We start from the raw sequence: 12285 nt of genomic DNA on the forward strand, positions 1-12285 counted from the left end.
GTTATTTTATTTAAACATCTTTTAAATTCTATATAAGAAGAAATGGATATTTAGATTAGTGAAAATAGTAAGTCATAAAAAAAGCCCAACCTAAGTTGAGCTTTTAAATATAGATGAAAGGGTATTAATTTACTCGCCTAAATATGCCACTGTTTTGGCATCACCATTAACAGTAACTTTAGTCAAGTTATATTTTGCTAAATTTTTCATTGATTTATCCCATTTTTTTCCGCTTAATGCAGCTTGAGATTTTAAATCATTCAAATCAATGTTTTCGTTTGCTTTTAAAATTTCAATAATTTGAGTTTCTTCTTCTGTCAATTCATAAGCTGGAGCAGCTTTTTCTGGACGCATTTGAGGGAAAAATAAAACTTCTTGTATTGATGGATTGTTTGTTAAGAACATAATTAAACGGTCCATACCGATTCCTAAACCACCTGTAGGAGGCATTCCGTATTCTAATGCACGTAAGAAATCTTGATCGATAAACATTGCTTCGTCATCACCTTTTTCAGATAATTTTAATTGTTCTTCGAAACGCTCACGTTGGTCGATTGGATCATTTAATTCTGAATAAGAGTTTGCGATTTCTTTTCCACAAACCATTAATTCGAAACGTTCTGTTAAATCTGGATTATCACGGTGTTGTTTTGTCAATGGAGACATTTCTTTAGGATAATCTGTAATGAAAGTTGGTTGTATGTAGTTTCCTTCACATTTTTCACCAAAAATTTCATCAATTAATTTTCCTTTACCCATTGTATCATCCACTTCGATTCCCATTTCTTTTGCTGCTTCAAATAATTCAGCTTCAGATTTTCCTTCGATATCAAATCCTGTGAAATCAATAATCGCTTGGCGCATTGTAACACGTTTGTAAGGTGCTTTGAAATCAATTTTATGTTCACCGAAAGTAGCTTCAGAAGTTCCGTTTACAGCGATTGCACAATGCTCTAATAATTGCTCTGTGAAATCCATCATCCAGTTGTAATCTTTGTAAGCAACATAAATTTCCATTGCTGTAAATTCAGGATTGTGCGTACGATCCATTCCTTCGTTACGGAAGTTTTTAGAAAATTCATAAACTCCTTCAAAACCACCAACGATTAATCTTTTTAAGTATAATTCGTTTGCGATTCTTAAATATAATGGAATATCTAATGCATTGTGATGTGTAATAAATGGGCGTGCTGCTGCTCCTCCAGGAATAGATTGTAAGACTGGAGTTTCAACTTCCATATAACCACGATCGTTAAAGAAATTACGCATTGCGTTGAATAAACGTGTACGTTTTAAGAAAATTTCTTTCACATGTGGATTTACAACCATATCTACATAACGCATACGATAACGTAATTCAGGATCTGTAAATGCATCGAATACGTTTCCTTCGTCGTCAGTTTTTACAATTGGTAATGGACGTAAAGTTTTTGATAATAAAGTTAATTTTGTTACATGAACAGAAATTTCACCAACTTTAGTTTTGAATTCATATCCTTCAATTCCAATAAAATCTCCGATATCCATCAATTTTTTGAAAATTGTATTGTATTCAATTCCTTCTTCAGAAGATGAAATATCATCTCTAGAAACATAAAGTTGTATACGACCTTCGCTATCTTGTAATTCTGCGAAAGATGCTTTTCCCATTACTCGAACACTCATCAATCGTCCGGCAAGCTTGACAACCTTTCCTTCTTCGTATTTATCCTTTATTTCTTTTGAATTAGAAGTTATCACGAATTCTTCGGCAGGGTAAGGCTCAACGCCTAAGTCTCTTAATTGTTGTAGTTTTTCTCTACGAATAATTTCTTGTTCAGACAATTGCATAGTGAATATAATTTATATAAAATGAAAGCAAAATTATGAAAAATAATCTTGAATCACGAAGTTTTTATGATTTAATAATGTAAGAAATATCAGTATTGAAGCGAGTTTTAGTCGATCAATTCAAATCGTCGCTCTAATGTATAATCTGTATCTTGAAATTTAACCTTTTTGGTTTCGATACTATACGAAATCCACCCGTTATCTTTTATACGAGAAGTTGTTTTTACGTAATATTTGATATCGTCTTTCAATCTATTTTCAGATGGTGATTCTGTTCCTAATTTTGTAGCTAGATCTTTCAAATAGTTGTACCAAGAATTGGCTAACCATTCGTTATTTGCTTCTTGAAAGCTCGACATTATGTAATTTGTCTGCGAAGCGCCGATTTCGTTTAATTTTAATTCGGTCGTTGCTGGAGTAGGAGAAGTGCTGAATAAATTATCCATGTAAGATTGATAGACAAATGGTACACTTTCTAATGTAAAATTACTTTTTCCATAAAAATGATGGAATTGACGAATATCTTTATCGAATAATTTTACAATATTTTCTTCCGTTGAATATTGTTGAACGTTCTTTTTGATTAATGCGATTGCAGTCGGATTATCTAGATATTTATTTTCTAAATCTTCTGAAGATAAAACCAATTGTTTAATGGTCTTATCTAAATTTGTATAACCCAAAAATCGTCCGTCTTGATCTATTTTAAAAGAAATTGATACATTATTAATTAATGAAACAGGATTATTTAGAAATGATTTAGAATTGAATTGAACATTTCTAAAACTCCATTTTACAATCGTTTCATTTTGATAAATATTTTCAACATCAATAATAACGTTATAAGTATATTCTTCCTGATGCGAAATCGTATCATCTTCCAATTTTACTTCGCTTGTCTTTACAATATATTTCTTCTCATCACCAACATTCCAATAAGTTTTTGGAAAAATAGTGGCTTTCTGTGGTGAATTAAAAATAGTATCATTTTTAATTATTGGAGAAATACTATCTTGAACAGGTTGCTGAGCGAAGATTTTTATCGAAAAAAATAGGAAAAGGAAATAATATGTAAATTTAAATTTCATTCTAATGCGATCAATCTAAGCCAAAAATAAACCAAATTATTCTAAAAGAGGCTTTAAATTCCTAAAAAAATAAAGGTTTAATCATTTAATAATTTAATACTTAAATGATTAACAGTTTTTTTCGCTCCAATATTTAAACTAAACATATATTCTGATCTCAGTAAGATAGAATTCAGATCATATGTATTTTCATATTTTACTTTTAATTCTACTGTTTCTGAATATTTTTTAATTTCCTTTTTTACTTGTTCCTGCGACAAATTCAGCTTTGCATCATTCAGCATATAATAAGCCATTTCTTCCCACAATTTCTCAAAATCGTCTTTGCTCAAATTTTGATCAGAAGCAATTGTATAGGTTCCTTTTTCTTTGTCAATATTTTTTAAATAAGTATTTGTTGTAGAAGAAATAGGAAATCCAAAAATGTTTTCTTGAACAGATTTTCCTTGGTAATTTTCTCCTAATCGGAAATATTGCCCATTGAAATAATTGAAAACATGTATTTCTTGCTCAAAAACATATGGAACATAAGTTTTTGATTTTACCATTTCTTCTATATAAGCAATATTAGCTTTATATTCCTCAGATTTTTTACGTTGTTTCGCAAGTTTATCTGTTATTTGAAGTAATTTTTCTTCAACTTGAGGAATATTCAATAATTCTAAAAATTCGCCAGAAGTGTTTGTAGTAAATTCATATTCTATTCCTTCCGAATTATTGATGAAATCGCGGTAAAATTCATCAGGATCATTCGATTGATTTTTACCATTTATAAAAGTATACTTATTTGCAAAACTATTCTTATCAACCAATTCCATTGATTTATTGGATTGATTGATAACTTTAGAAATTGTATCGTTTACAGAAATCGAAAAGTTACGATCTGTAAATGAATAATTATATATTTTATTTAATTCTAAATTTGGTTTTACCTGAACAGATTTCTCTTCAAAATTTACCTGCGCAAAAAGAGCAGGAGAACATAGTAAAATCAAGGCAAATAGGCTTGTTTTCATTCTCGTTAATAGTTGTACAAATATAGAATGATTATTGAATATCTACGTTATTTATTGAACGAATCATTGTATCAACTGGCTTGGTTTCCGAAATTTCTTTTTCCATCAATGTTCCACCAATTTCTTTTAGTTTTTTTACCTGAGGAATAAATCGGTTTTCCAGCGAACCTACAGCTTTATTGTAGCTTTGTGTTGCTTGGTTAAGATTGTGTCCAACAGTTGCTAAGTGTTGGATAAGAACATTCACACGATTGTATAATTCTATTCCAGCATCACGCATTTGATAAATATTTTCAGCAACGTTTAATTGTTGCCAACTAAAAGCAATTGTACGAAGCATCGTAATTAAAGTCGTTGGTGTTGCAATAATTATTCTATTGTTTAATGCATCTTCTATCAAAGTTCGCTCCAATTCTAACGCAGCACCAAAAGAACTTTCAATTTGTAGATACATTACGACATAGTCGGGCGCTTCTGTATACTGATTCCAATATGCTTTTGAGCTTAGATTCTTTAAATGTTCGCGAACAGCTTTTGCGTGCATTTGTAAATGTTGTTTTCTCAAATTTTCATCTTCCGTTTCGAAAGCAAGCATATATTGGTTCAATGGAACTTTAGAATCAACAATAACTTTCCTATTTCCAGGAAGATTTACAATTAAATCTGGACGAAGCAAACCATTTTCTGATTGAACAGAAGTTTGTTCTTCAAAATCACAGAAAGAAGACATTCCAGCAAATTCTACAACTCGGCGCAAACCTATTTCTCCATATTTTCCTCTTGTATGCGAAGTTTTAAGAGCCGAAACCAATGTATTTGTTTCTTTTTGCAATTTATCGGTTGTGCCGCGCATCGAATCTAAGAAAACTTTGATTTCTGAATAAGCTCCTTCGCGTGCTTTTTCTATTTCAGAAATTTTTCCATCAAACTTATTCAAACTTTCATTCAATGGTTTGATTAATGAATCGATTGCTTGTTGGCGCTTTTCTAAATCATTCTTAGAATCGGAAAAATGTTTATCTAATGTTGTTTTTGCTAAATCAAGAAATTGTTCGTTATTATTTCTAAAAACTTGTGCAGAAAGCGCTTCAAATTGTTCTTTCAAACGTTCGTTTGTTTCGAGCATAAATGATTTTTGTTCTTCAACTGCTTTTATTGCTTCTTGATGACGAACAGTTAATTCTGTATTTTTTTCGCGTTCTTTTTGCCATTGATCCAAATTGAAATTGGCATCATCTTTTATTTCTAAAAGTTCATTTTTAAGTGAATCATATTGTTTTTGAAGTTCTTGGTATTTTATTTCATTTCCGATAATTGCTGAATTTGCTTTCGATTTTGAATATAAAAAACTGATAAGAGCTCCGATAATAAAAAAAAGGATTGCTGTCAGAATAATTGCGCTGTTCATAATCTTAAAATTTAAACAAAGGAACAATTTTATACGACATAAAGTGTCGTTTGATTAATGAAATTTATGTTTAAATTCTTTAATATTTTTGTTGTTAAGAATTTCTAATAGTTTGTTATATGTTTCTTGATCTATTTCTTTATTAGAAAAAATAACGTTAAATAGTGAATTGTCTTTTTTCTCGATGAATAATAAATGTTTGTATTGAACAAAATTTCTTAATTCATCATACTTATGTAAAAAATTGTCAATTTTTATTCCATTTTCTTCGAATATTATATCGAATTCTTTTTTGAATTCTTCTTCCGGAATTGAATTAACATGCTTTTTAAAATTAGAAATTAATTTATTTTTTATATAATAGTAATATACATTTAGTACGATAATTAATAATAAGAAAACAATGCAAAATTCGGCTAAAACGACAGATTTTAAAATTAAAGCTAAAATAAATGATATTAAAGCGAGAAAGATTGTCAAGTTTACAGCGAATGAATTTTTACTTTTTTTAATTTTCATTAATAATTCGACATATATTATATATGCATTAATATAGTTTTTTTTATTAGGAATACAATGTTGTTTCAGCATAAATAAAAGTATAAAAAAAAGGATTTACTTTTAATAAATCCTTTTTATATTATTTGATAGAATCTTGAGATTCATTTCTTAAGTTATCTTTTGTTTCAAAGATTGAGTTCTTGATAATTTGAGAACTTTCATTTAAAATTGGTAAAATCTGGCTTTTTTCTTTTGTTTCTTTAAAACCTAATTCTAAAATTGGATCGATATAATATAAAATACTTGAGGTTAAAAGTAAAGATATTATGAATCCTAAAGCTGCTCCTCCAAATCGATTGATGATTCCTAAACCAACAGCTTCTACTGTTTTTTGTGTAATGCTTGATGCTAATTTTATAGTAAAATACGCAATTGCAAATGTGATAACCAATGCGACTAAAGAAGTTAGGCTATCTGCTACAATGTTGTAAGAATCGACATATACTTCGATAATTTGATAGAATTTGAAACTTAGCCAAATTGCTACAAAAAAACCGACTAAACCAATTAATTGAGAAATAAAACCTTTGAAAAATCCATTGATGAAACCAAAAGCTAATGCAATTAAAATCAGAATATCAAGTTGATTGAAATCTGTCATTAAGCGTTTTGTAATTGATGTTTCTCTGCAATTTTTTTCAATGTATTAACTAAGATATTAATATCATCTTTTGTTGTTTCGTATGAAAAGGAAACACGCAAAGGCGTCATTTGATTGATTTCTTCTTCTGTGTACAATGTTTGCATAACCAATGATACTTTTGCAGCTCCAGAACTACAAGCACTTCCTTGAGAAACAGCAATTCCTGCTAATTCTAATTCGAATCCGATTAATGTATCGTGAAATGGCAATTTGATGCTTAATAAAGCATATAAACTTTGATCTAAATCTTCTGATAATCCATTGAAAGAAACGCCTGGAATAGCTTCTTTTAATTGATCTATTGTATATTGTTTTATTTCTTTGATGTGATTTACATGAGCTTCTAACTCATCAATTGCTAAATCAAAAGCTTTAGAAAGTCCTACAATTCCGTAAACATTTTCTGTACCAGAACGCATTCCTCTTTCTTGTCCGCCTCCAGCGATTAATGGTTTGATATGTGATGCTTTTTTAGCATATAAGAATCCAGCACCTTTTGGACCATGAATTTTATGAGCAGAGCATGAAGCGAAATCTATTCCCAAATCTTGAAAATCTAAATCATAATGTCCAACAGTTTGTACCGTATCTGAATGAAATAATGCATTATTTTCTTGGCATAATTGAGAAATACGTTTAACATCTGTTATATTTCCAATTTCGTTGTTGGCATGCATTAAAGAAACTAAAGTCTTTCTCGATTGATCTTTTAATAATTCTTCTAATTGAGCATAATCAATATCGCCATTCTTTTCAATATTGATGCGGATTACTTCAACTTTTCCACGATTTTCTAAATCTTTAATACTTTCTTGTACACATTTATGCTCCATATCCGAAGTGATGATACGAGTAATATCTAAATCGTTTACACAAGATCGTATAATTGTATTATTAGATTCTGTTCCGCAAGAAGTAAAATAAATTTCGGCAGGAGAAACATTTAAACGCTGAGCAATATTCTTTCGAGCTAATTCTATAAGTGCTTTTGCTTCTCTACCAAAAATGTGGGTAGAAGATGGGTTTCCGAAAACCGTTTTCATCACATTTGTCATTTCGTCAACGACTTCTGGACGAATAGCTGTAGTAGCTGCATTGTCTAAATATACTCTTTGCATTATCGATTATTTACTGTATTGTTGTTTACTTTGAGGTTTTGATCAACAAATTTAAGTAAAATGTAAGTATTGAAAAAGTAAAATGTTATTTAAAACGCATCAAGTCTGATGATAAAAATCTCCATTCAGGAGTAAGTAGTGTGCCTTCTTTTGAAACATACCAAGGCGAAATTAAATCATTGCTTGGATTGGTAAGAATATGAATGTCTTGACTTGGATAATAACTTTGAGCTAATAAGAATATTTTATTTCCTTTTTTGTCTTTTGCTAAATCCATAACCATTACAGCATGGTTTTTTATATTTCCTTTCTGAAAAAATAAATCGCCAATCTGAATATCTTTGATAGAAATAGGTTTCAATAATTCTGAAATTGTGTTAGAACTTGTATTTTCTAAGTAATATTCTAAATATTCCATGTATTTAGAATATGAATAATCTCCTTTCACATAATCAGTAAAAGGAATTGGCTTTGTCGAAACTTTAGCCATTTTATTCATCTCATTATATTTTTTTTCTTGATAAAAATATTCTAAACGCAAACCAATCATTGCTTTTGCATGAAATTGAACATTTTTTTTTGGTTGTTCAAAATCCAAAACTCCAACATAAATATTCGGATTTGGTTTTTTTTGACCGTTGTATGAATAAACAGGCGTATTACTATTTTTAAGTGGAATATTGTTTAACCATTTTCCAAATTTTGTATAGTTTTGATCTCGATCAAAATTTTGTGGAGTTTCAAATCGTTTAAAAATCTTTAATTCACGCGGATGAATAAGACTATGTTCTCCATTTTCTATTAATTCATTATTCGTAGAAGATTTTAGAATATGAGTATTACAAGATGTAAATAGATAAAATAATATTAAAAATATAGAACTAAAAAATTTCATTGAAACGGTAAAAATGTACTATTCTTTGGTTAAGAGTTGAATTTGATCTCTCAACTCAGCTGCTTTTATGAAATCTAAATTTTTTGCAGCTTTTTCCATCTCTTTCTGCAATTTTTGTACCATTTTTTCTTTATCTTCAGTCGAGTAATTTTCGTTAATTTCTGCAGCTTGTTGAATTAAATGTTTTTGTTCATATGGATTTTCTTCAAATTCTGCTGCTGCTAAACTTAATTTAGTAATTTTTTTATTTAAAGCTTGCGGAACTTTGTTGTGTTCTTTGTTGTATTTCATCTGGATTTCACGTCGACGATTGGTTTCATCAATTGTCAATTGCATACTATCCGTAATTTTGTCGGCATACATAATTGCTAATCCATTGATATTTCTCGCTGCACGACCAACCGTTTGTGTTAACGAACGATGACTTCTTAAGAAACCTTCTTTGTCTGCATCTAGAATTGCGACTAAAGAAACTTCCGGTAAATCCAAACCTTCTCTCAAAAGATTAACACCAACTAAAACATCAAATAATCCTGCACGTAAATCAGCCATAATCTGAACACGTTCCAAAGTATCAACATCAGAATGAATATAGCGACAACGAATTCCAAATTTTGTCAAATATTTTGTTAATTCTTCTGCCATTCGTTTCGTAAGAGTTGTAACCAAAACACGCTCGTCTAATTCAACACGTTTATTAATTTCTTCCATCAAATCATCGACTTGATTTTGTGTTGGACGAATTTCTATAATTGGATCTAATAAACCGGTAGGACGAATAACTTGCTCCACAACGATTCCTTCTGATTTTTCTAATTCGTAATTTGCTGGAGTTGCCGAAACATAAATAACTTGATTTTGTAAAGCTTCGAATTCTTCGAACTTTAATGGACGGTTATCCATTGCAGCAGGAAGTCGAAAACCATATTCTACCAAGTTCTCTTTACGAGAGCGATCGCCACCATACATAGCATGAACTTGAGAAACAGTAACGTGCGATTCGTCGATTACCATTAAATAATCTTCTGGAAAATAATCCAATAAACAGAACGGACGAGTTCCTGGTTCGCGACCATCCAAATATCTTGAATAATTCTCGATTCCAGAACAATAACCTAATTCTTTAATCATTTCCAAATCAAATTCTGTACGTTCTTGTAAACGTTTTGCTTCGAGATGTTTTCCGATTTCGTGAAAATATTCAACTTGTTTTCCTAAATCAATTTGAATATCAGCAATTGCTCCATTCAACGTATCTTTAGAAGTTACAAAAAGATTTGCAGGATATATATTAATTTTGTCTAATCTGTTAGTTGTTTTACCCGTTTCTACATTAAAAACAGAAATTTCTTCAATTTCATCTCCAAAGAAATTAATTCTGATTCCATCATCAGCATAAGCAGGAAAAATATCTAATGTATCTCCTTTTATTCTGAAATTTCCACGTTGAAAAATTCCTTCAGTTCTTGAATATAAAGCTTGAACTAATTTATGAAGAAATGCGGTTCTTGAGATAATTTGTCCCGTTTCTATCTGAATTACATTTTTATGAAATTCTGTAGGATTTCCAATACCATATAAACACGAAACAGAAGCTACGACCAAAATATCGCGACGACCAGAAAGTAGGGAAGAAGTTGTACTTAAACGTAACTTTTCGATTTCTTCGTTGATTGATAAATCCTTTTCAATATATGTTCCAGAGGAAGGAATATAGGCTTCTGGTTGATAATAATCGTAGTAAGAAACGAAATACTCGACAGCATTATTCGGAAAAAATTCTTTGAATTCCATGTACAACTGAGCTGCCAATGTTTTGTTATGTGCCAAAACTAATGTTGGACGCTGTACATCTTGCACAACATTTGCAATTGTAAATGTTTTACCAGAACCGGTAACACCCAAAAGTGTTTGATAGCGTTCATTGTTTAGAATACCATTTGATAATTCTTCAATAGCTTTTGGTTGATCACCTGTTGGTTTGAATTCAGAATTTAATTGAAACTGCATTCTACAAATTTACAAAATTTTAGATAAAAATAGGTTGTGATAAATTGTGATTTACAGAAGAAATTGATGAAAAAATAAAAAGGCGACTTTAAGTCACCTTTTCATCAAAACCACAAAAAAATGAGAAAACTGTTTACTAAGTAAACAAACTTCCTTCCATTATTACAAGCTATTGCCCGCTATAACCACTACAAATATAGGTCGGTTTTCTGTGCATGCACAATAATTTGTAATACTTTGTTTTATTGGTGTCGATAAAATATATTTATAATAGTGTGAAACGGTATGAATACAACGTTTTCGTAGATTTTAATAAATTTTATAGTGTCTTTTTTACACTAAATTATTTTCGCTAAATTCCACAGTTTATCTAATTCAGAAATGGATAATTCAGTTAAATCTTGACCATTTTCTTTAGCGATTTCTTCTAATTTTTGAAATCGATGAATAAATTTTTTGTTAGAACGCTCTAAAGCATCTTCAGAATTAATTCCATTAAATCGTCCATAATTAATCAAAGAAAATAGAATATCACCAAATTCCATTTCTTTATCAATAGGATTTTGTTCTTCTTTGAATTCTTTAATTTCTTCTATAATTTTATCAAAAACTTGATTAGAATTTTCAAATTTAAATCCAACACCTTTTACTTTATCTTGAATTCGGTATGCTTTTACCATTGCTGGTAGAGAAGTAGGAACGCCAGAAAGAATCGATTTGTTGCCTTCTTTTAGTTTGATTTGTTCCCAGTTTTGAAGTACTTTTTCTTCAGTATTTGCTTCTACATCTCCATAAATATGCGGATGACGATGAATTAATTTTTCACAAATACCATTTAAAACATCAGCAACGTCGAAATTATTTTGCTCTGATGCTATTTTAGAATAAAAAACTAGGTGAAGAAAAACATCACCTAGTTCTTTTTTTATTTCATCTGAATCTTTTTCGATGATTGCATCCGATAATTCATAAATTTCTTCGATAGATAACGTACGTAACGTTTCCATTGTTTGTTTACGATCCCACGGACATTTTTCACGTAATTCATCCATTATGTCTAACAATCTCTCGAAAGCCTTTAATTGATTTTTACGTGTATTCATCTCTTAATTATTCAGCGTCTTTATCTTTTTTTGCTGTTGTTTTTTTAGCAGCAGTTTTTTTAGCTGGTTTTTCTTCAGCATCTTTTTTGTCAGTAGCCTTTTTTACAGTAGCTTTCTTTTTTGGTTTTTCTTCTACAGCAACTTCTTCTTTAGCTTCTACTTCAGCAACAGGAGCTTCTTGTGCTTGTTGAGCAGCCATTGCAGCTTCTACAGCAGCTAAATCAATGTTTAATAATCCATTTTTGTGTAAGATATTATACCATTGGAATAATTTTTTCAAATCCGAATCATAAACTCTTGAATCGTCATATTCTGGTAAAACCTCTTCCATATATTTACGCAATTCTGCTCCAGAATTTTTGTGGTCGATTGTTTCACCTCCGTTTTCTTTTTTGTAAATTCTAAAGAAAACTTCTGCTAAAGGGTATTCTTGTGAAACACCGTAAATCGCAACGTTGTCTAATAAACTAACATTATAGTTAGATGCGATTGAGATTTTTTTACCTTTTTCTAAATCTTCAACAACGAAACCACCTCTTGTTTGAGAAATTAAACGGTATAATCCTGGTTTTCCTGAAATTGCGATAACTCTTGATAAATCCATATTCTATTA

Annotated in this window: 10 protein-coding genes; all 10 read right to left on the reverse strand. The window is 30.1% G+C overall.

Annotated elements, in window-relative coordinates; all coding sequences use genetic code 11:
* Positions 1–129: 129 nt before the first annotated feature.
* The 10 genes from lysS to ACMHJW_RS11010 all read right to left on the reverse strand — a co-directional run bounded on the left by lysS (position 130) and on the right by ACMHJW_RS11010 (position 12276).
* A complete protein-coding gene (gene lysS, locus ACMHJW_RS10965; protein WP_413533458.1) occupies positions 130–1830 on the reverse strand; it encodes a lysine--tRNA ligase in 1701 nt (566 codons plus the stop codon).
* A gap of 107 nt (positions 1831–1937) precedes the next feature.
* Positions 1938–2918, reverse strand: a complete 981-nt coding sequence (locus ACMHJW_RS10970; protein ID WP_413533459.1) for a hypothetical protein — start codon at positions 2916–2918, stop codon at positions 1938–1940.
* 77 nt (positions 2919–2995) lie between these two features.
* Complete coding sequence (locus tag ACMHJW_RS10975; protein ID WP_413533460.1) at positions 2996–3934, reverse strand: hypothetical protein; 939 nt, start codon at positions 3932–3934, stop codon at positions 2996–2998.
* Positions 3935–3965: 31 nt separating this feature from the next.
* Positions 3966–5342, reverse strand: a complete 1377-nt coding sequence (rmuC, locus tag ACMHJW_RS10980) for a DNA recombination protein RmuC (RefSeq protein ID WP_413533461.1) — start codon at positions 5340–5342, stop codon at positions 3966–3968.
* A 640-nt stretch (positions 5343–5982) separates the two neighbouring features.
* Positions 5983–6504: a CvpA family protein gene (locus ACMHJW_RS10985; RefSeq protein WP_413533462.1), complete on the reverse strand. Its 522-nt coding sequence runs from the start codon at positions 6502–6504 to the stop codon at positions 5983–5985.
* The gene (locus ACMHJW_RS10990; protein WP_413533463.1) at positions 6504–7664 is read right to left on the reverse strand and encodes a cysteine desulfurase family protein; all 1161 of its coding nucleotides are present in this window, start codon (positions 7662–7664) and stop codon (positions 6504–6506) included. Before ACMHJW_RS10990 ends, ACMHJW_RS10985 begins: the two co-directional genes overlap by 1 nt.
* An 85-nt stretch (positions 7665–7749) precedes the next feature.
* Positions 7750–8559, reverse strand: coding sequence for a DUF4846 domain-containing protein (locus ACMHJW_RS10995; protein WP_413533464.1), 810 nt, complete (start codon positions 8557–8559; stop codon positions 7750–7752).
* Between the two features lie 18 nt (positions 8560–8577).
* Positions 8578–10569, reverse strand: a complete 1992-nt coding sequence (gene uvrB, locus ACMHJW_RS11000; RefSeq protein ID WP_413533465.1) for an excinuclease ABC subunit UvrB — start codon at positions 10567–10569, stop codon at positions 8578–8580.
* Between the two features lie 338 nt (positions 10570–10907).
* Positions 10908–11672 (reverse strand): nucleoside triphosphate pyrophosphohydrolase, encoded by a 765-nt coding sequence (mazG, locus tag ACMHJW_RS11005; protein ID WP_413533466.1) that lies wholly within the window; start codon positions 11670–11672, stop codon positions 10908–10910.
* A 7-nt stretch (positions 11673–11679) separates the two neighbouring features.
* Positions 11680–12276, reverse strand: a complete 597-nt coding sequence (locus ACMHJW_RS11010; RefSeq protein WP_413533467.1) for a DUF5606 domain-containing protein — start codon at positions 12274–12276, stop codon at positions 11680–11682.
* Positions 12277–12285: the final 9 nt, after the last annotated feature.

This window comes from Empedobacter brevis (assembly GCF_965118635.1).
GTDB classification, from domain to species: Bacteria; Bacteroidota; Bacteroidia; order Flavobacteriales; family Weeksellaceae; genus Empedobacter; species Empedobacter brevis_A.